The following is a 19,568-nucleotide window of genomic DNA, read 5'->3' as shown; positions in this document are numbered from 1 at the left end:
CGGGTGCGTGGGCGGCCGCGGTTACTGCGGCAGCGCTTCCAGCGTGGCGACATAGCCCAGGCGGCGTTTCTTCGCCTGTGGCTGGCGGGTCTTGTCGTCCTCGGTTCTGGCTTCCAGCCAGTACATGCCGGCCGTGGGCCAGGTCAGTTTGAATTCGCCGTTGGCGTCGGTCTTCAGCTTGATCTCGTCCTGCGCGTTGCGGTAGCGGGTTTCGCCGCGTACCACTTCGACCTCGATGCCGCGCGCCGGCTGGCCGTCGATCAGCAGGCGGAATTTCGCTTCCTCGCCGGCGAACAGGTCGTTGGGATGAGTGATCGGCTGCATTTCCAGACCGTTGCCGCTGATCTTCAGCGCGGCGTCGCTGGGCGCGCCATTGGTGACGAAGGTTTCGATGCGGTTGACGTTCTGGCTCACCGCCAGCTCGGCGGCATCCTTTGGCACGTTGGCGGCGAACGCGTCCGGGCTGCCGCGCCAGCGCCTGGGCTGGCCGTTTTCCTTCCAGCTCGCGCTCAGGCCGTCACCGACACTGGCGAGGCGATAGGTGCCGGTCTGCGTCAGTTCGATGTCGAACACGCTGCGGTACTTGCCGGTGGCGCCGTTCTTTGGATCGACGCGGCTGCCGTCGGGCGCGGTGATCGCCAGGTTGTCCAGCCGCAGCGGCACGTGGTTGAAGTAGAACAGGTCGTTGGAGACCGCTGCATCCACGGTGATCCAGGGCGCATTGCCGGAGACGACCGTCTGCGAGGGGCGTAGCCAAGCTTTGTGCGCCTGCGCGGTGAAGGGAAGGGCGAGCGCCAGCACGAGGGCGGCATGTTTGAGCGAGGGTTTCACTTCGGGTTCCTCCGGGGAGTCAACGGGTACTGGTCAGGCTGACACGGCCAAGCTCGCTCTTGCCCTGCGCGCCGCCGGTGCTGGCGTCGTGCCACTTGAAGGGGATGCGCAGCAGTTCGCGGCCGCCGACTTCGCGCACGGCTTCCACCACCAGTACGTAGTCGCCGGCGGGCAGATGCTTCAGTTCCGGGTGCTGTTCGTCGAAGTTCAGCGCGTGGCGGCCGGCGGGTCGGGTCGGGCCGGTGACGCCATCCACCGGCACCTTCAGGTTGCGGCCGCTGCGTCGCCACCATTGGCGCAGGTCGGGCAGCCACTTGGTGCCCGCGCCCTCGGCATTGGCTTTTTGCTGGTACCACACGGCCAGATTGGCGCGCGCGGTCTGGTCGATGCCTTCCACCCAGATCGCCACGTAGGGGCGGTGGTACTCGGCGACGTTGAGCTGGGGAATCTGGACTTCGAGTTTCAGTTCTGCGGCCTGCACCGGCAGGGCGATCAGGCCGCAGAGGGCGATGGTGGCGGTAATGCGCATGACAGCGGTCTCCAGATAGGGAATCTAATGAACGAAAACGAGCGCGATGACGACCGGCAGCACCAACCCGAGCGCGACCCAGGGCCAGGTGGAGCGGCGTTGCCGCGCATGCATCTGCAACAGGAACAGGCCGCTGACGGTGAACACCAGACAGGCAAGTGCGAACACGTCGATGAACCAGCGCCAGGCCGCGCCGGTATGGCGGCCCTTGTGCAGGTCGTTGAAATAGGCCAGCCAGCCACGGTCGCTGCGTTCGTATTCCACCTCGCCACTGGCGCGGTCGATGCTGAGCCAGCCATCGCCGCCGGGCCGGGGCAGGGCGAGGTAGATTTCATCCGCCGACCATTCCGCCACCTGCCTGCCGACCACAAGCGGCAGTGCGTCGTTCAGCCAGTCGATGACGGTGGCCGGCAGCGGCGCGTTGCCTTCCATGCGCGCGCCCAGCGATCTCAGGACCGAGGCCGGCATCGTTTCATGGCCGGTTTTCACCCGTGGCGTGGCCTCGATGCTGGCGGCGTGGTTGAGGGTGATGCCGGTGACGGAGAACAGCAGCATCGCCATCAAGCACACCGCCGCGCTGATCCAGTGCCATTGGTGCAATTGGCGCAGCCAGAAGCCGCGGCGCTGCTGGGCGGCGATGTCGTCACGGGCGTGGCTCGGACTCAAGAACGATCACTGGACTGGTATGGAAAACAGATCATAAATGAGAATTTGTCGCGTCTGCGTGGCGCGCCGATATCCGGGCGCCACGGATGGCGCGGCAGCGCTCAGAAGCGGGCGTTGAACGAGAGCCAGAAGCTGCGGCGCTGCTCCTTCACCGCGTAGTCGTCGCGGCAGTCGAAGCTGTCCGCGCCCGCGGCCAGCGTGCAGCTTTGTGAGATGAAGTTGCGATCCAGCAGGTTGTTGACGCGGGCGTTGATCGTCAGCCATCCGGTGGCTTGCCATGAGCCGCCGAGGTGCAGCAGGACATGGTTTTTGTAATAGATGTCCTTGCCGGCGGCGTCCATGCCGTAGTAGCGGTTGAAGCGACCTTCGCCCCCGAGGTTGAGGCCGAACGTCGGTGTTACCTGCCAGTTGAGCGAGGCGTTGAGCATGTGCTTGGCGGGGTTGCCCGCGATCGGGCTGCCGCGTTTGGCGCCGCTGGTCTGGCGTGAGCGTGTCCAGGTGTAGTTGCCGCGCAGGTTCCAGTCTTCGGCCAGTTTCACATGGCCGGCCAGCTCGACGCCACGGGTATCCGCGCTGTCGATGTTGACCGTCTGCGCGAAGCTGGAATAGCCCAGCGCCGCCCAGCCCTGGCCGATGTCCACGCAGTAGCCGCTGCCGGGCTTGGTCACTTCGCAATTGGGGTAGATGCCGCCCCGGGCGATCTTGTCCTTGAAGCGGTTGAGGAAGGCGGTGGCGTTGAGTCCGTAGCGCTCGCCTTCGTAATACGCGGCCAGTTCGTAATTGCGGCTGGTCTCGGGCTTCAGGCCCGGCGTGCCGACCAGCGGCAGTACCCCTTGGCCGCCGAAGCCGGTGATGCCGGGAAAAAGCTGGTCCGGGCGCGGGGTTTTGTAGCCGGTGCTGATGCCGCCCTTGATCGTCCAGGCGTCGGTGGCTTCCCAGACCAGGTAGCCGCGTGGGCTGAAGTGGCTGCCGAACAGGTTGTGGCGGTCGTAACGCAGCCCGAGCGTGGCGGTCAGGCCGGGCGCGAACCGCCAGTTGTCCTCGGCGAACAGCGCCCACTGGCGATGTTTCTGGGTGACGCCATTGCGGTATTCGGCGCGGCCCATGCCGAACACGCCGTCCTCCATGTCGGTGTCGTTGAGCTGGCCGCCGACGGTCAGGCGATGATCCTCGGCGTTGACTTCCAGCTTGCTGTCCAGCACCCAGCCGCGAAGTTCCAGCGTGCGCAGCGGGCGCGGCAGGAATGCGCCAAGCCGCGCCCGCTCGTCGGCGGTGAGCCGGCTGGCGGCGAGGCTGCCGTTGTTGCAATAGGCGGCCTGCCCGCGGCGCGTACAGACCTCATTCCACAACGTCTGCAATTCGGCGCGCTCGGCAATGGTCAGCGGCAGCGAACGGCCCAGGTTGCGGCTGCCGATCCGCATCAGGCTGGTTTCGCTGCGCCCGAACGACCATTCGCCGATGTGGGTGAGCGAAGCCTGCTCGCGCTCGTAGCGTTGCTCCGGCGTGTAGCCGACGCGCGGCTGCACCACCCGGCGGGTGAGGGTGCCGTTGCCGTTGGGGTTCGGGATGACCGCGTTGCCGCTGCGCCAGAGCGATGCAATGCCGTCGAGCGTGCCGGTCTGGCCCTGGCGGTTGTCGTACTTCTGCCGTGAGACGTCGTAATCGAACAAGAAGCGATGCGCATCGTTGGGCGTCCAGTCCAGGCGCACGCCGGCGTTCCAGTGGGTGTTGGCGACCTGCTTGCCGCCGCGGCCGAAGCCGAGCGCGCGGTTCCATTCGCTGCCGTCGGGGAGGGTCAGCGAGGGCCATTCCGGGATGGACTCGTCCTGGCGGTAATGGCCGCCGCGAAAGGCGAACCCGAGCCTGTCCTTCACCAGCGGCCCACCGAGGTAGACGTCGCTGGCGCGGGCATTGCCGAAGTGCTTGTCCTGCTGGAAGGTGAAGCCCTGGCGCAGCGAACCGCGCCAGGCGTCACCCACGCGGCGGGTGATGATGTTGACGACGCCGCCCATCGCGTCCGAGCCGTACAGCGTGGACATCGGCCCGCGCACCACTTCGATGCGGTCGATCGCGTCCAGCGGCGGCAGGAAAGAGAACTGGCCGCCGCCGAAGTTGTTGGGGTAGATCGAGCCGACGTTGCTCTGGCGGCGTCCGTCGATCAGCACCAGCGTGTAGTCGGAAGGCATGCCGCGCATGCTGATCGTCGCCATGCCGTTCTTGTCGGTCGTCTCCATGCCGACATCGATGCCCTCGATATCGCGTAACGCGTCGATCAGGTTGGAATACGGGCGCTTTTCCAGCTCCTCGCGGGCCACGACGCTGATGCTGGCGGGGGCGTCGGCCAGCTTCTGTTCGAACCCGGCGGCGGTGACGACCACGCGGTCGAGTTGCTGTGGCGCCGGCGATGCGTCGGCTTCGGCGGCCAGCGCCATGCCGGGCATGGCGAGCGCGAAGGCGATGGCGCCGCAAAGCGTGTGACGGGATGGAGACATGATGAAATTCCAGTTTCGGACGTGTGGGGTACCATCCGGCCTGAGCGAGGGCGCTCGAGCTGGACGGCTTGCGATGGGGGCTCGTGTTAGGAATCAATCGGTCGGCGCGGCGACCTGCTTGCCGATGGCGCCGTGCAGCGGGGGCGCGTCCCGGTTGCCGTGGGGTCTGACGGAGGCGCTCGCCGGGCGGGCGTTCGATGCCGGACGGCGGACGGCCCGGCTTTCGGCCCGTCGGGACTGCGCCATGCGGCATATCCATCGGCGCGGGAAAGAAGGGGATGAAGGCGCATGGCGTGTTCGTGTGGTTGCAAGGCGTCATGCCGTGCCGCAAACGAAACTTTAATGAGAACAATTGTTGTTTTCAACAAAAACGATTATTTTTGTGACATGCGTATCAGTTGGCGGACGTTTGAAGTCTCAGCCGTCTTTGCCAGAGTGGGATGGCGGTACGATTTGATCCTGCTCATGCCGCAGCAAGGGGGCCGGCCTACCCTTTGTCACTTGGAAGGGAGGAATTCATGGCAACCGTGCTTTTCGAATCAGGCGATCACCGTTGCATCGCCTTCAACGATCTGGTCCGTGGCGATGACGGCGTCCAGGCCAACCAGTTCCTGATCCAGAGCGGCGGCCATTCCGCCTTGCTCGATCCGGGCGGGGCGTTGCTCTACAACCCGTTGATCCTGGCGATGGGCAATTACGTCAAGCCGACCCAGGTCGACTACATCCTGTGCTCGCACCAGGACCCGGACATCATCGGTTCGGTGGACAAATGGATGCTCTACACCCAGGCCACGATCGTTTGCTCGGAGCTATGGGGCCGCTTCGTGCCGCATGTGGTGCCGGGCTACATGAAGAACGCCGGGCGCGAGCGCTACAAGCTGATCTCGGATGCCGGCGGACACGTCGAACTGGGCGATGCGCGGATATTCCTGCTGCCGTCGCATTTCATGCATTCGGTCGGCAATTTCTGTTTCTGGGACCCGAACAGCCGCATCCTGTTCTCGGGCGACGTCGGCGCCTCGCTGGTGGCCAGTGGCGACCCTTACACCCTGGTCAGCAGCGATTTCGATACCCACAAACGCCGGATGGAAGGGTTCCATCGCCGTTACATGGCGTCGAACCGCGTCTTGCGGCTATGGGTCAACATGGTGCGGGAACTCGACCCGGAGATGATCGCGCCGCAGCACGGCCTGCCGATGAAGGGCGCGGCCATGCACGATTTCCTCGCGTGGCTGGAAGGGTTGGAATGCGGTGTCGATCTGGTGACGCAGGCCAACTACCGCCCGCCGTCGGCCTGAGACATCCGGGCGGGCGGAAACATGTAGTTCGGATTCCAGTGCCGGAAGCCGGCCTTGGCGTCCGGCTTTCCCGGGCCATCCTCCAGGCGCGGCGGATGCCGGGATGCGATACCTGCCGCGCTGCCCGAGCCGGTGGCCCGGGGCTCCGACGCATCCGTGGGAATTGGCCGGCCAGGTAGCGGGCTCCGCGCGGCTGGAAGCCAAGGCAGGCGCGCGTGAGGCATGTCGCCGGGGTAGGCCGTTCCGCATGCGGGTGGATGGCGCATCCGCAGCTACCCGTGTCGGCAGGCTCCGCATGCGCGTTTGGCCGATTGTCAGCGCGGGAGTACGGTCAACAGGAGGCCGAACACAGCGGGCTCCGCACGCGCGTTTGGCCGATTGTCAGCGCGGGAGTACGGTCAACAGGAGGCCGAACACGGCAGGCTCCGCACGCGCGTTTGGCCGATTGTCAGCGCGGGAGTGCGGTCAACAGGAGGCCGAACACGGCCGGCTCCGTACGCGCGTTTGGCCGATTGTCAGCGCGGGAGTACGGTCAACAGGAGGCCGAACACAGCGGGCTCCGTACGCGCGTTTGGCCGATTTCAGCGCGGGAGTGCGGTCAACAGGGGGCTGAACACGGCAGGCTCCGCGTGCATGTCTGGCCGGCTGCCCACCGGCTCCTGGGGGATGCCGCGCGCCGGATGCTGAATGCAAAAAAAACCGGCGCCTTCGCGGACGCCGGTTTCGTGAATCGCAAGGCCCGGCCGCGATTAGGCGGCGGCGTCCTTGAGCTTCTTCAGCGGACGCACCTTGACCTTGATCGAGGCGGGCTTGGCGGCGAACCACTGCTCTTCCTTGGTGAAGGGGTTGATGCCCTTGCGCTTCGGCTTGGCGGGCACCTTCAACGAGGTGATCTTGAACAGGCCCGGCATGGTGAACGAGCCGGCACCTTTCTTGTTCACCGAGGCGTACACGGTGCTTTCCAGCGCGGCCAACACGGCGCGCACGTCCTTTGCTGCAACATCGCTGAATTCGGCGATATGGGCGACCAGCGCGGACTTGCTCAACGCTTCGCTGATCGGCTTCATCGTCTTGGCGGCCTTCTTCGGTGCAGCTTTTTTCGGTGCGGCGGCCTTCTTCGGCGCAACGGCTTTCTTCATGGCCATGGGTGTCACTTTCCTCGTCTGGATGGTGATGGGTGGGTGCGCGGTTTCGACCGGCAGCCCAATGTATTGCATGGAATTGCCCGCGCCAAGCGGTTTGGCTGGGTTTTTGCGCTTTTCTGGCTGGGTAATCAGTCCTCCTCCGCGTGCGGGCGCCATTGTTCGGCCAGGCGTTGTTGCGCCTGTGCCGGCACCGGTTCGTAGTGGCTGAAATCCAGCGAATAGCGGCCGCGCCCGGCGGTGGCCGATTTCAGTTCGGCGGCATAGCCCTCCAGTTCGGACAACGGCACTTGCGCCTTCACCACGATTTCGCCGCCGCGCAGGCGGTCGGTGCCGTGGATGCGCGCGCGCTTGGCGGCGAGCCCGCCGCTGATGTCGCCCATGTGCGCTTCCGGCGCGCTCACCTCCAATTCGACGATCGGCTCCAGCACCACCGCGCCGGCCTTGCCGATGGCATCCAGAAACGCTTTTCTGCCGGCGGCGGCGAAGGCGACTTCCTTGCTGTCCACCGGGTGGTGCTTGCCGTCGTGGACCACCACGCGCACGTCCTGGATGGGGAATCCGGCCACCGCGCCCGCCGCCATCACCTGGCGCACGCCTTTTTCCACCGCCGGCAGGAACTGGCCGGGAATGACGCCTCCCTTGACCGCATCGACGAACTCGAAGCCGCCGCCGCGCGGCAGCGGTTCCACGCGCAGGAACACTTCGCCGAACTGGCCGGCGCCGCCGGTCTGCTTCTTGTGCCGGTGGTGGCCTTCGGCGGCTTGTTTCACCGTCTCGCGGTAGGCGATGCGCGGCGGGTGGGTTTCCACTTCCACGGCGAAGCGTTCCTTCAGCCGTTGCAGTTGCACCCGCAGATGCAGGTCGGAGAGGCCGCGGATCACCGTCTCGTGGGTTTCGTCGTTGTGTTCGACCAGGAAGGCCGGGTCTTCCTCGGCCAGTTTGGCCAGCGCGGTGGCGAGCTTCTGTTCCTGGCCGCGGCTGGTGGCCGATACCGCGAGACCGAACATGGGTTTGGGGAAGTTCAGTGGTTCGAGGTGGATGTGATCCTCGTCGTGGGAGTCGTGCAGCACCGCGTCGAAATGCAGCTCGTCCACTTTGGCGACCGCGGCGATGTCACCCGGCACGGCGCGGCGGATTTCGGTGTGTTCTTTGCCCTTCAGCCTGTAGAGATGGCTGACCTTGAACGGTTTGCGGCCGTTGTCGATGAACAACTGGCTGTCCGGCTTCAACGTGCCCTGGTAGACGCGCAATACCGCCAGCTTGCCGACGAAGGGGTCGTGGATGATCTTGAACACGTCGGCGATGACGTGCGCGTCCGGGTCGGGCCGTGGCGAGAGCGGTTGCGCGCCGGCACCTTCGCCCTTGAGGAACTGCGGCGGGTTGGCTTCGGCCGGGTGGGGAAAGAGGCGCTCGGCGATGTCCAGCAGCTTGCGCACGCCGGCGCCGCTGCGCGCCGAGACGAAGCATACCGGCACCAGGTGGCCTTCGCGCAGGCATTGCTCGAAAGCATCGTGCAGTTCTTTGCCGGAGAGCCCGCCTTCGCCGAGGTCGAGATAGCGATTCATCACTTTTTCGTTGATCTCGACCACTTGGTCGATGATGCGCTGGTGCCAGTCGGCGACCGCGCCGAGATCGCTTTCGCCCTCATGGTTGCCGAAGCAGTCGATCACCGCCGTGCCGCCGGCGGCCGGCAGGTTGAGCGGCAGCACTTCGGGGCCGAAGGTCTCGCGCAGCGATTCCAGCAACGCGCCGAGGTCGGCCTCGGCGTGGTCGATCTTGTTGACCACGATCGCGCGGCACAACTTGCGCGATTTCGCGTATTCCATCATTCGACGGGTGCCGTATTCGACGCCGGAATCGGCATCGACCACGATCGCCACCGTTTCCACCGCCGCCAGCGCGGACAGCGCGGCGCCGCGGAAATCCGGGTAGCCTGGGGTGTCGATCAGATTGACGTGGATGCCGTTGTGATCGGTGCTGGCGATGGCGGTGTCGATCGAATGGCCGCGCGCCTTTTCCATCGGGTCGAAATCGGACACGGTGGTGCCGCGCTCCAGGCTGCCTGCCGTGGGAATGGCGCCGCCGGCATGCAGCAGGGCTTCGAACAGGCTGGTTTTGCCGGCGCCGGGGTGGCCCGCGAGGGCGAGGTTGCGGATCTGGTGGGTGCTGTGGGACATGCGTCCGTCTCCTTCAGTGCAAGGGTGACTGGGACGTCATGGTCGTCCGCGTTGTCCGCGCGACCCACGAGCATCGCGCTCGGCGGGCGGTCATGGCGTTGCTGACTTGATACCCGCACCGCCAATGCCTGGCATTGAGCTGCGTCAATAACCGGCGGCGCGGGCACGTGGGGCGAGCCTACGCCAGGCCGATGCCGGCGGCCAGCCGGGAGGGGTGAATCGGCGGCAACGGTCGCCTCCGGGTTCAGCGCCGATTGGGCGCTTCGGCCGCAGTTTCACTGGGCGCCGCTGGCGGCATTACGGAGTTTTTCCCATGACTTGTTCCCTTCGTTTTCTTCCCCTTGCGCTGGCCGCCGGCCTGACCGCCATCGCCATGCCCGCGCCCGCGCAAAGCCACGCCGGTCGTCATGGCGGCGGTTACGACAGCGGCGCGCAGTACGACTGGGCGCGGGTGATCCGGGGCCAGCGCGTGTCCGACGGCCATGCCCGGAGCGGCTATGGCCATGGCGGCCAGGCACGGCGTTGCTACACGCAGGATGGCGGCTACGTCGACAACCGCGATCCGCGTTACGGCGATGGCGATTACCGGAATGACGGTTATTACCGCAACGATGGCTACTACGACGGCCGCGAGGGCGTCCACGGCGATGGCTATCGACGCAACGGCGGCGGTGAGACCGGGCGGCGGGTGGCGACGGTGATCGGCGGCGTGGTCGGCGCGGTGCTCGGCAGCCAGGTGGGCGGCGGCTCGGCGCGTTATGCCACCTCGGCGATCGGCTCGATGGTCGGCGGGATGGCCGGTCGCGGCATCTACGATCAGCACGCCCGCCCACCACGCCGCGGGCGGGTCACCGTCTGCGACCCGGTGAGCGGCGATGGCCGCTATCGCCCGATGTCCGAGGGCGATGCCTACGATGTCACCCACGAATACAACGGCCGCCGCTACACCTCGCGCATGAACCATCATCCCGGCGATCGCGTGCGGGTGCGGGTGGACGTGCGGCCGGAGTGAGTTCCGGCCGGTGGCGGAGGGGCGCCTTCGGGTGCTTTCTTTACGATGATTCCAGTCCGGTGGTTTGCCGGGGCAGCCGTTGGCGTATCCAGGTCAAGGCCGCTACACGGTGCTGCTTTGGGCTGGCGTGACTGAATTGCCGGGGGCGTGAGCGAGCTCGCTTGATACCGATGTCTGCGGCTTCCGACTTATTACCATCTGAATGCGTGGGGCGGGGGACGCCCCGCCGTGTGGGCAGTCTCAAGAAAGCCCAGGTTTGAATAGGCCCATGGAGTTTCAAGCCTCCCGCGCTTCACCGGGAGGCTTGATGCCAACCTTTTTTGGTGCTGCCCCCGCCCGCCAAGGTCGCTTCGCTCAGCGCCAGTCGATCTCGCCATGCACCACGCTGGTCACGCGGCCACCCGACCAGACGTCGCCTTGGTCATCGACGGTCAGTTCGATGATGGCATCGAAGCCGACTTCGCGGCCTTGGCTGACGCGGTAGAAGCCGCCGTCGCCCGGCAGTGCGTTTTGCGAGGCCAGCCAGGCGGCCAGGGTGGCGTTGGCCGCGCCCGAGGCGGCATCCTCGAACGGCGCCGGGGCACCGACCCAGGCACGCACGGCGAGGTAATGCACGGGGTCGTCGCTGCGTGCGTAAACGCAGACGCCCATGCTGGAGGTGGCTTCGGCCAGGGCCGAAATCGCCGTCCAGTCCGGCGTGGCGGTGCGTAGCGAAGTCTCGTCGGACAGTTCCACCAGCCACCAGCGGCGGCCGCCTTCCATCAGCGCCGGCGACAGCGTGCCGAGCGGCAGGCCGGCGAGGGCGTTGACGAGGCGCGGGTCGTCGGGCGTGGCGGTTTCCACCAGCGAGGCGCGCGGCGTGCGCACGGCGATGGTGCGGGTGGCGCCTTCGCCCCGCACGCGCAGCGGCAGCCTGCCGGCGGCGCCGTCTTGCACCAACAGGCCGTCACGCGGCTGGGCGATGCCGGCATCGAGCACCGCGTGCGCGGTGCCGACGCTCGGATGCCCGGCGAAAGGCACTTCGCGGCGTGGGCTGAACATGCGGATGCGGTAACTGGCGCCGGCGTCGTCAGGCGGGAGGACGAAGGTGGTTTCCGGCAGCCGCGTCCAGCGCGCGATCGCCTGCATGTCGTCATCAGAAAGGCCGTCGGCATCCAGCACCACGGCCAGGGGATTGCCCGCGCCGGGGCGCTCGGCGAACACGTCGGCTTGCAGGTAACGGCGCGGACGGCGGGAGAGATTGGTCATTAGAATGAGGCGTTCGCCAGCGGTTCTGGCAATTCGGTCATTCTAGATGTCGTTCTCTTCCCACACCGCTCCCTGGGTGGTGCTCAAGTTTGGCGGCACCAGCGTGTCGCGCCGTGGTCGCTGGGACAACATCGGCCGTATCGCCGCCGAACGCGCCCGGGACGCCCGCGTGCTGGTGGTGGTTTCGGCGCTGTCGGGCGTCACCAACGAGTTGCAGGCGATCGCCAATGGCGATGGCGTCATCGACCGCCTCGCGGCGCTGGCGCGGCGTCATCGCGAATTCGCAGCCGATCTCGACCTCGATGCCGAGGCGGTGCTGGGCGCGCGCCTGGCCGTGTTGCGGGCGTTGGGCGAGGACGCGCGCGCGGCCGTCCGCGCGCTCGACTGGCAGGCCGAGGTGCTGGCGCAGGGCGAGCTGCTTTCGTCCACCCTCGGCGCCGCCTACCTGGCCGGGCGGGGGCTGGATTTCGGTTGGGCCGATGCACGCGACTGGCTGGACGCCATCGACCTGCCGACCCAGAGCGATTGGGCGCGCCGGCTGTCGGTCAACTGCCACCGCGATGCCGATGACGGCTGGCGCGCGCGTTTCGCCGCGCAACCGACCCGGTTGCTCATCACCCAGGGCTTCATCGCCCGCCATGGCGACGGCGGCACCGCCATCCTCGGGCGGGGCGGGTCGGATACCTCGGCGGCCTATTTCGGCGCCTTGCTCGGCGCGCGGCGCGTCGAAATCTGGACCGACGTGCCCGGCATGTTCAGCGCCAACCCGCGCGAGGTGCCCGATGCGCGCCTGCTGGCCCGGCTCGACTACGCCGAAGCGCAGGAAATCGCCACCACCGGGGCCAAAGTGCTGCATCCGCGCTCGATCGCGCCCTGCCGCGACGCCCGCGTGCCGATGGCGATCCTCGACACCGAGCGCGTCGACCTGCCGGGCACGCGCATCGATGCCAGCGCCGCCACCGTGCCCGGGGTCAAGGCGATCAGCCGCCGCAACGGCATCGTGCTGGTGTCGATGGAGTCGATCGGCATGTGGCAGCAGGTCGGCTTCCTGGCCGATATCTTCGAGCGCTTCAAACGACACGGCCTGTCGGTGGATTTGATCGGCTCTTCGGAAACCAACGTCACCGTCTCGCTCGATCCCAGCGACAATCTGGTCACTACCGACGTGCTCTCGCGCCTGTCCGAGGACCTGGCCCAGGTCTGCCGGGTGAAAGTGATCGCGCCGTGCGCGGCGATCACCCTGGTCGGGCGCGGCATGCGCTCGCTGCTGCACAAGCTCTCCGATGTCTGGGCGACGTTCGGCCGGGAGCGCGTGCATCTGATTTCGCAATCTTCCAACGACCTCAATCTCACCTTCGTGATCGACGAGGCCGAGGCCGACGGGCTGATCCCGCATCTGCACACCGAGTTGATCCGCAGCGGCGCGATGCCGGTGCGCGAGTCCGGCGTGTTCGGCCCCAGTTGGCGGCAAATGGGCGAAGGCGATGCGGCGCGCGCGCCGAAGTGGTGGCAGTCGCGCCGCACCGCGCTGCTCGAATGCGCCCGATCCGCCACGCCGCGCTACGTCTACGACCTGCCGACGCTGCGCGCGCAGGCGGGCAAGCTCAACGCGATCGTCGCCCTCGACCGCCGCTACTTCGCGATCAAGGCCAACTCGCATCCGGTGCTGCTGCGCGAACTGCATGCGCTGGGTTTCGGGCTGGAATGCGTCTCGCAGGCGGAGATCGAACACGCCTTCGCCGTGGTGCCGGCATTGGCCGGCGCCGAGGTGCTGTTCACGCCCAGCTTCGCCCCGCGTGGCGAATACGAAGCGGCTTACGCGCGCGGTGTGCGGGTGACGCTGGACAACATCGAGCTGCTGCACGCCTGGCCGGAACTGTTTCGTGGCCGCGAATGCTGGCTGCGGGTCGACCTGGGGCGTGGCGACGGCCACCACGCCAAGGTCGTCACCGGCGGCGACGAATCGAAGTTTGGCCTGCCGCTGTCGAAGGTGGATGCCTTCGTGGCCGCCGCGCTCGCGCTCGACTTGCGCGTCAGCGGCCTGCACGCGCATCTGGGCAGCGGCATCGAGTCGTCGGCGCACTGGGCCGAAGTGCATGCGGAATTGGCGACGTTGGCCGAGGGCATCGGCACCATCGACACGCTGAACCTGGGCGGCGGCCTGCCGATTCCCTACCTGCCGGACGAAGCCGAATTCGATCTCGATCACTGGTCGCGCGCATTGGCCGAGGTCAAGGCCGCCTTCCCGCGCTATCGCGTCGCCATCGAGCCGGGTCGTTTTCTGGTGGCGCAATGCGGCGTGCTGCTGGCACGGGTGACGCAGGTGGTGGAGAAGGACGGAGTGCGCCGGGTCGGCCTGGATGCCGGCATGAACGCGCTGATCCGCCCCACGCTCTACGATGCTTGGCACGACGTGCGCAATCTGTCGCGGCCGGACGAGGACAACGCGGCCGTCTTCGACGTGGTCGGCCCGATCTGCGAAAGCGGCGACGTGTTCGGCCATGCCCGCGCACTGCCCACCGCCACCGCCGAAGGCGACGTGATACTGATCGCCGATGCCGGCGCCTACGGTTACACCATGGCCAGCCGCTACAACCTGCGCGCGCTGCCGGACGAGGAAGTGCTGGAATGACTGGATTGAAATTCGACCGCGAAACCGTTCGCGCCTTCCGCTTCGTGCGCCGGGAATTCGATGCCGCAAGCGGCGTGGCGCGGCTGGTCTATGCCTTCGACGACGGCCCGGAACTGGTGGAAACCATCACCGTGCCCGGCGCGCCGTTCGTGCTGGAGGACGTGCGCGCCGACGCGGTGGAACGGGCGTTGACGCTGCTGCATCTGATCGCGGGCGTGAGCTATTACAAAGCGGCGGTGCCGGACGAAATCCGCATCGACTACGCCACGCTCGATGCCGATACCGCGGCGTTGCTGGAGGCGATCTATCGCCACGGTCTTGGCGAGTTCGCCTATCGCAACGGTCTCGACCTTGCCGGCCGGGTCCACTTCCCGCGGGGCGAGGAAGCCGTGGCGAAAGTGTCCGCGCCCGCATTGGGGCTTGGCCCGCGCGCGCTGGTGGCGATCGGCGGCGGCAAGGATTCTCTAGTTTCGATCGAAGCGCTGCGCGGCATCGGCGTTGCCCAGACCGTGACCTGGATCGGCGGTTCGCAGCTCATCCGCGCCTGCGCCGAGCGTACCGGCCTGCCGATGCTCAACATCCAGCGCCAGATCGCGCCGGAGCTGTTCGAGATGAATCGACAGGGCGCGTGGAACGGGCATATCCCCGTCACCGCGATCAACTCCGCCATCATGGCGCTGGCGGCGTTGCTGACCGGGGCCGGCCAAGTGGTGTTTTCCAACGAGCGCTCGGCCAGCTACGGCAGCTTGATCGAAGGCGCCGGCGAGGTGAACCACCAGTGGTCGAAAGGCTGGGCCTTCGAGCGCGACTTCGGCGAATACCTTGAGCGGCGCATCGCCGCCGATCTGCGTTACTACTCGCTGCTGCGGCCGATGAGCGAACTGGCCGTGGCCCGACAGTTCGCCAGAAACACGCACTACGACGCGCATTTCTCCAGTTGCAACCGCAATTTCCACATCCTCGGCGAGCGCCCGGTGAACCGCTGGTGCGGCGTCTGCCCGAAGTGCCATTTCGTATTCCTGGCGCTCGCGCCGTTCATGCCCAAGCCGCGTCTCACCGCGATCTTCGGCCGCAATCTGCTGGACGAGGAAAGCGAGATCGCGGGCTACGACGCGCTGCTGGAATATCGCGACCACAAGCCGTTCGAATGCGTCGGCGAGGGCCGCGAATCGCGCGCGGCGATGGCCGCGCTGGCCAAGCGCCCGGAATGGCGCGAGGACGTGACGGTGAGACGTTTCTCCCGCGAGATCGCGCCACAACTGGCGGGCGAGGCGTTGTCCATCGACGCATTGATGGCGCTGGACGACGAGCACCGCATCCCGGCCGACGTGTGGGAACGCCTGCGTGCGCATTTCGCAGCTTGAAGGCCGGCGCATCGCGCTCTGGGGCTGGGGCCGCGAAGGACGGGCGGCCTATCGCGCTTTGCGCGCCCGCCTGCCGTCGCAACCGCTGACCCTGTTCTGCGCAATGGCCGAAATTGGCGATGCCGCCGCGTTCGCCGACCCCCTGCTGGCGTTCGAAACCGACGCCAGCGGCGAGAAACTCGCCAGGTTCGAGGTGGTGGTGAAATCGCCGGGCATCAGCCCGTACGGCGAAGCGGCGCGCTTCGCCCGCGCGCGCGGCACGGATTTCATCGGCGGTACCCGGCTGTGGTTTTCCGAGCGGGGGGAGAACGCGCGAACGTTGTGCGTCACCGGCACCAAGGGCAAGAGCACCACCACCGCGTTGCTCGCGCATCTGCTGCGCGCGGCCGGCCACCGCACCGCGCTGGCCGGCAACATCGGCCTGCCGCTGCTGGAGTTGCTCGATGCCCGGGCCGAAGCATGGGCGATCGAACTGTCGAGCTACCAGACCCGCGACGTGGCCGACAGCGGCGTGCGGCCCGCGCTCGCCATCGTCACCAACCTCTTTCCCGAGCACCTCGACTGGCACGGCGGCGAGTCGCGTTATGTCGAGGACAAGCTCGCGCTCTTGACCCAGGCCGCGCCGAGCATCGCCGTGTTGAACGCCAACGATCCTGTCTTGTCGAAGCTCGAACTGCCGGCTTCCGACGTGCGTTGGTACGGCACGCGCGCGGGCTGGCATCTGCGCGGGGACGGGCTTTTTCGCGGCGAGCGCGCCGTGCTCGATACCCGCGACCTGCCGCTGCCGGGCCGCCACAATCGCGGCAACCTGTGCGCGGTGCTGACCGCGCTGGACGCGCTCGGTTTCGATGCCGCCGCATTGGCGCGGCATGCCGCCACGTTCGCGCCCTTGCCCAACCGCCTGCAATCGCTCGGCGTGCGCGAGGGCGTGCGCTGGGTCAACGATTCCATCAGCACCACTCCGCATGCCTCGCTGGCCGCGCTCGATGTCCACGCCGGAGAAAAGGTCGTCTTGCTGGTCGGCGGCCATGATCGCGGCCTCGACTGGCACGGCTTCGCCGAAGCGATGGAAACCCGCGCGCCGCACGGCATCGTGACGATGGGCGCCAACGGCCCGCGCATCCACGACTTGTTGGCGCCGATGGCGGCGAAGGCCGGCTTCGAGCTGCGCGCCGCCCGCGACCTGCCCGGAGCCGTCGCCATCGCCCGCGAACTGTTGGCGGGCGATGGCGTGCTGCTGCTTTCGCCGGGCGCGCCCAGCTTTGGCGCTTACGGCGATTACGTCGCCCGTGGCAGGCACTTCGCCGAACTCGGTGGTTTCGACCCGGAAATCATCAGCGCCATCGCCGGCCTCGGCATCGCCTGACCGGCGTCGGTGGCGCTTCACTTCATCCAAACCCGCTTCCGCTAGGTTGGCAGCCCGTACCCGGGGCCGCTCGATGCGTGCCCGCATGACGCGAGGTGATGAGGATGGCATTGCAAATCAAACGCGCCTATCGGCCCGCCGCCAGTGACGACGGCCAACGCATTCTGGTGGATCGCTTGTGGCCGCGAGGGCTGTCGAAGGAGAAAGCGCATCTGCACGGATGGCTGAAGGACCTCGCGCCTTCCGACCGACTGCGCCGATGGTTCGACCACGATCCAACCAAGTGGGCCGGGTTCCGCCAACGCTACGCGGCCGAGCTGGACGCCAATCCCGCCCCGGTGGCCGAATTGCGGGCGCTGCTGAAGAAGGGCAAGGTCACGCTGGTCTATGCCGCCCGCGACGAGCAGCACAACAATGCGGTGGCGCTCAAGGATTACCTTGGCGGTTGACACCGCCGCCCGGCGTTGATGTGGCCGGGCGCGCACTGCCGGGGCCTTGGTGAGCGCCAGTCCCGGGGCGGTGGGGTGAAGTCCGCATGCACCGCTCGGGCGTTTCGCCAGGCCCGGCTCGCGCGTCAGTCGTGTATGCCGAGGGGCGGGAATAGCCATTCGACGCGGTGGGCGGGCGCGCCGGCGCGGCGCTGAAAGCACGCCAGGCGCGACCGGCGATTACTTCTTCCGTGCCACCGCGTAATGCGCCAGCCCGCGCAGCGCGGCGGTGGCGTCGTTGTCGGGCAGGCCATGCAGGGCGGCTTCGGCGTGGTGGGCGAATTCCTCGGCGCGCGCGCGGCTGTAGGCCAGCGAGTCATGGGTGTGGATGGCGGCGATCACTTCGGGCAGGGCATCGACGTCGCCCGCTTCGACGATCCCGCGCAACCGCTCGCGGGTGGCCGGGTCGGCGTGCCGCATGGCGTGGATCAGCGGTAGCGTCATCTTGCCCTCGGCCAGGTCGTCGCCGAGATTCTTGCCGAGGGTGGCGGCATCGGAGGCGTAATCGAGCACGTCGTCGGCAATCTGGAAGGCATGCCCGAGCGCCAGGCCGTATTCGTGCATCGCTTCCTGGGTAGCGTGCCCGGCACCGGCCAGCAACGCGCCTAGGCGGGTGGCGGCGGCGAACAGGATCGCGGTCTTGCGCTCGATCACGCGCAGATAGGCGGCCTCATCGGTATCCGGGTTGCGCACGTGCAGCAGCTGCAGCACCTCGCCCTCGGCGATCTGGTTGGTGGTGTCGGCGAGGATGCGCTGCACCGGCATCGAGGCCAGTTCCACCATCAGCTGGAAGCTGCGCGAATAGAGGAAATCGCCGACCAGCACGCTGGTGGCGTTGCCCCAGACCGCGTTGGCGGTGCGGCGCCCGCGGCGCAGGTCGGATTCGTCCACCACGTCGTCGTGCAGCAGGGTGGAGGTATGGATGAACTCGACCACCGCGGCCAGTTGGTGGGCGTCGGCGCCCTGGTGACCGAGCGCGCGCGCGGCAAGCAGCAGCAACATCGGCCGCAGGCGCTTGCCACCGGCGCCGATGATGTATTCGGCGACCTGGTTGATCAGTACCACGTCCGAGGCCAGCCGGCGGCGGATCAGGGCATCGACCGCGGCCATGTCCGGCGCGGCCAGTCGCTGGATGGCGGGCAGGTCGAGCATGGGGTGGGGGGCGGGAAGGGGAGCGGCGGCGTTCGGCATCGCGGCATTATAGGTGGCGGCCTACGGCGGGATTCGCCCTCGCCCGATGCGTCGGCGCGGCGGTCTCCGGTGGCGGACGCCGCGCCTGTATCATCCAATCCCCCTGTGGACGCCTGAAGAGCGCCCCGCACAACAGACAACGGATCACAACCGGAAGGACAGGACATGGCACGCGGCATCAACAAGGTGATTCTGGTCGGCAACCTCGGCAACGACCCGGAAACCAAATACACTCAGGGCGGCATGGCGATCACCAAGATCAGCCTGGCCACCACCAGCGTCCGCAAGGACCGCGATGGCAACAACCAGGAAAAGACCGAGTGGCACCGCGTCACTTTCTTCGGCAAGCTCGGCGAGATCGCCGGCGAGTACCTGCGCAAGGGATCGCAGGTGTATGTCGAAGGCCGCATCACCTACAGCGAAATGACCGGCGATGACGGCCAGAAGCGCTACTTCACCGACATCATCGCCGACGAGATGCAGATGCTCGGCGGCCGTGGCGGCGGCGAGGGCGGTGGCAACTTCGGCGGCGGCGGCGGCGGTGGTTACGAACGTGGTCCGCGTCAGCAACCGGCACAGCGCCGCGAACCGCAGCGGCAGGCCCCACCGCAGCAGAAGCCCGCCCCGGCCGACTTCGCCAACGACGGCTTCGACGACGACGACATCCCGTTCTGAATGGTTCGTCTCAGCGCTCCTCGCTCCGGCGAGGGGCGTCATCGCTGCCTAAAGCCCTTGCAGATGAGAGTCCTGCCACGCCCAAGCCAGGAAAGACGTGGCCATGGCGTGCATAGGGGGGCGAAATACAGGCGTGTTGCCGGTAAATCTGCACCGGAACGCGCACAGCCAGCGCCGGGGCGGTTCGGTTGATTTCCTGGACACCCAACGCAGCGCAAACGCCGTGTACCGGGCACCGTGATGGATGTGCATGGTTGGAAGCGGGCCGCTCCCGGGGGCTGGCCGCATTGTCGTTGATTTGACCCTGGACGCTTGCGCACTGGCATCCCTGAACGAAAGCTGATTGGTGGGCTAAACAATCCAGGCTGTCGGTGGATTGGGTACCTGTGACTCCGGTTGGGACACAAGATGCCGTACCGGCGTTGCCCAAAGTGCCGGCTCTGGTCGCAATCCC

The 19,568-nt window shown here is 67.2% G+C and carries 15 protein-coding genes; 7 read left to right on the top strand and 8 right to left on the bottom strand.

Annotation, left to right across the window (positions count from 1 at the left end; translation table 11 throughout):
- Window positions 1-21: 21 nt before the first annotated feature.
- From EBB59_RS02710 to EBB59_RS02695, 4 genes are all read right to left on the bottom strand, one after another.
- Window positions 22-831 (bottom strand): DUF4198 domain-containing protein, encoded by an 810-nt coding sequence (locus EBB59_RS02710; protein WP_122100615.1) that lies wholly within the window; start codon window positions 829-831, stop codon window positions 22-24.
- Between the two features lie 19 nt (window positions 832-850).
- Entirely contained in the window at window positions 851-1,360 is a 510-nt protein-coding gene (locus EBB59_RS02705; protein WP_122100614.1) for a DUF2271 domain-containing protein, read from the bottom strand.
- Window positions 1,361-1,384: 24 nt separating this feature from the next.
- The gene (locus tag EBB59_RS02700) at window positions 1,385-2,026 is read right to left on the bottom strand and encodes a PepSY-associated TM helix domain-containing protein (protein ID WP_122100613.1); all 642 of its coding nucleotides are present in this window, start codon (window positions 2,024-2,026) and stop codon (window positions 1,385-1,387) included.
- 101 nt (window positions 2,027-2,127) lie between these two features.
- Complete coding sequence (locus tag EBB59_RS02695) at window positions 2,128-4,518, bottom strand: TonB-dependent receptor domain-containing protein (protein ID WP_122100612.1); 2,391 nt, start codon at window positions 4,516-4,518, stop codon at window positions 2,128-2,130.
- A 518-nt stretch (window positions 4,519-5,036) separates the two neighbouring features.
- Between EBB59_RS02695 and EBB59_RS02690 the strand changes: the two genes are divergently transcribed.
- Window positions 5,037-5,816: an oxygen-binding di-iron domain-containing protein gene (locus EBB59_RS02690; RefSeq protein WP_122100611.1), complete on the top strand. Its 780-nt coding sequence runs from the start codon at window positions 5,037-5,039 to the stop codon at window positions 5,814-5,816.
- Between the two features lie 749 nt (window positions 5,817-6,565).
- On the opposite strand, the gene EBB59_RS02685 is transcribed toward EBB59_RS02690, so the two are convergent.
- Together EBB59_RS02685 and fusA are read right to left on the bottom strand one after the other, a co-directional pair.
- On the bottom strand, window positions 6,566-6,961 hold the full coding sequence (locus EBB59_RS02685) for an HU family DNA-binding protein (RefSeq protein WP_122100610.1): 396 nt from the start codon (window positions 6,959-6,961) through the stop codon (window positions 6,566-6,568).
- 128 nt (window positions 6,962-7,089) lie between these two features.
- Complete coding sequence (gene fusA / locus EBB59_RS02680) at window positions 7,090-9,138, bottom strand: elongation factor G (protein WP_122100609.1); 2,049 nt, start codon at window positions 9,136-9,138, stop codon at window positions 7,090-7,092.
- Window positions 9,139-9,511: 373 nt separating this feature from the next.
- Between fusA and EBB59_RS02675 the strand changes: the two genes are divergently transcribed.
- The gene (locus EBB59_RS02675) at window positions 9,512-10,150 is read left to right on the top strand and encodes a glycine zipper 2TM domain-containing protein (protein WP_122100747.1); all 639 of its coding nucleotides are present in this window, start codon (window positions 9,512-9,514) and stop codon (window positions 10,148-10,150) included.
- 354 nt (window positions 10,151-10,504) lie between these two features.
- Here EBB59_RS02675 and EBB59_RS02670 read toward each other — a convergent pair whose 3' ends face one another.
- The gene (locus tag EBB59_RS02670; protein ID WP_122100608.1) at window positions 10,505-11,398 is read right to left on the bottom strand and encodes a PhzF family phenazine biosynthesis protein; all 894 of its coding nucleotides are present in this window, start codon (window positions 11,396-11,398) and stop codon (window positions 10,505-10,507) included.
- A gap of 46 nt (window positions 11,399-11,444) precedes the next feature.
- Between EBB59_RS02670 and EBB59_RS02665 the strand changes: the two genes are divergently transcribed.
- The 4 genes from EBB59_RS02665 to EBB59_RS02650 all read left to right on the top strand — a co-directional run bounded on the left by EBB59_RS02665 (window position 11,445) and on the right by EBB59_RS02650 (window position 17,209).
- A complete protein-coding gene (locus EBB59_RS02665) occupies window positions 11,445-14,030 on the top strand; it encodes a bifunctional aspartate kinase/diaminopimelate decarboxylase (protein WP_122100607.1) in 2,586 nt (861 codons plus the stop codon).
- Entirely contained in the window at window positions 14,027-15,394 is a 1,368-nt protein-coding gene (gene murL / locus EBB59_RS02660) for a UDP-N-acetyl-alpha-D-muramoyl-L-alanyl-L-glutamate epimerase (RefSeq protein ID WP_122100606.1), read from the top strand. The genes EBB59_RS02665 and murL overlap by 4 nt, the downstream gene beginning before the upstream one ends.
- Window positions 15,375-16,760: a UDP-N-acetylmuramoyl-L-alanine--D-glutamate ligase gene (gene murD, locus EBB59_RS02655; RefSeq protein ID WP_122100605.1), complete on the top strand. Its 1,386-nt coding sequence runs from the start codon at window positions 15,375-15,377 to the stop codon at window positions 16,758-16,760. Before murL ends, murD begins: the two co-directional genes overlap by 20 nt.
- A 104-nt stretch (window positions 16,761-16,864) precedes the next feature.
- Complete coding sequence (locus tag EBB59_RS02650; RefSeq protein ID WP_211327679.1) at window positions 16,865-17,209, top strand: DUF488 domain-containing protein; 345 nt, start codon at window positions 16,865-16,867, stop codon at window positions 17,207-17,209.
- Window positions 17,210-17,428: 219 nt separating this feature from the next.
- On the opposite strand, the gene EBB59_RS02645 is transcribed toward EBB59_RS02650, so the two are convergent.
- Window positions 17,429-18,439 (bottom strand): polyprenyl synthetase family protein, encoded by a 1,011-nt coding sequence (locus EBB59_RS02645; RefSeq protein WP_425451785.1) that lies wholly within the window; start codon window positions 18,437-18,439, stop codon window positions 17,429-17,431.
- Window positions 18,440-18,604: 165 nt separating this feature from the next.
- Here EBB59_RS02645 and ssb point away from each other — a divergent pair, with 165 nt between their 5' ends.
- Window positions 18,605-19,114, top strand: coding sequence for a single-stranded DNA-binding protein (gene ssb / locus EBB59_RS02640; protein WP_122100602.1), 510 nt, complete (start codon window positions 18,605-18,607; stop codon window positions 19,112-19,114).
- Window positions 19,115-19,568: the final 454 nt, after the last annotated feature.

Origin of the sequence: Solilutibacter pythonis (assembly GCF_003697345.1) — a bacterium.
GTDB classification, from domain to species: domain Bacteria; phylum Pseudomonadota; class Gammaproteobacteria; order Xanthomonadales; family Xanthomonadaceae; genus Solilutibacter; species Solilutibacter pythonis.
The sequence above is the reverse complement of the archived record's forward strand: the minus strand, read 5'-3'. Positions and strand labels throughout refer to the sequence as shown.

Coding starts and splice junctions, on each gene's coding strand:
- murL (WP_122100606.1), top strand. CDS start 14,027: ATGACTGGATTGAAATTCGACCGCGAAACCGTTCGCGCCTTCCGCTTC.
- EBB59_RS02670 (WP_122100608.1), bottom strand. CDS start 11,398: ATGACCAATCTCTCCCGCCGTCCGCGCCGTTACCTGCAAGCCGACGTG.
- EBB59_RS02690 (WP_122100611.1), top strand. CDS start 5,037: ATGGCAACCGTGCTTTTCGAATCAGGCGATCACCGTTGCATCGCCTTC.
- EBB59_RS02650 (WP_211327679.1), top strand. CDS start 16,865: ATGGCATTGCAAATCAAACGCGCCTATCGGCCCGCCGCCAGTGACGAC.
- EBB59_RS02695 (WP_122100612.1), bottom strand. CDS start 4,518: ATGTCTCCATCCCGTCACACGCTTTGCGGCGCCATCGCCTTCGCGCTC.
- EBB59_RS02685 (WP_122100610.1), bottom strand. CDS start 6,961: ATGGCCATGAAGAAAGCCGTTGCGCCGAAGAAGGCCGCCGCACCGAAA.
- EBB59_RS02665 (WP_122100607.1), top strand. CDS start 11,445: ATGTCGTTCTCTTCCCACACCGCTCCCTGGGTGGTGCTCAAGTTTGGC.
- EBB59_RS02645 (WP_425451785.1), bottom strand. CDS start 18,439: ATGCCGAACGCCGCCGCTCCCCTTCCCGCCCCCCACCCCATGCTCGAC.
- EBB59_RS02675 (WP_122100747.1), top strand. CDS start 9,512: ATGCCCGCGCCCGCGCAAAGCCACGCCGGTCGTCATGGCGGCGGTTAC.
- ssb (WP_122100602.1), top strand. CDS start 18,605: ATGGCACGCGGCATCAACAAGGTGATTCTGGTCGGCAACCTCGGCAAC.
- EBB59_RS02705 (WP_122100614.1), bottom strand. CDS start 1,360: ATGCGCATTACCGCCACCATCGCCCTCTGCGGCCTGATCGCCCTGCCG.
- fusA (WP_122100609.1), bottom strand. CDS start 9,138: ATGTCCCACAGCACCCACCAGATCCGCAACCTCGCCCTCGCGGGCCAC.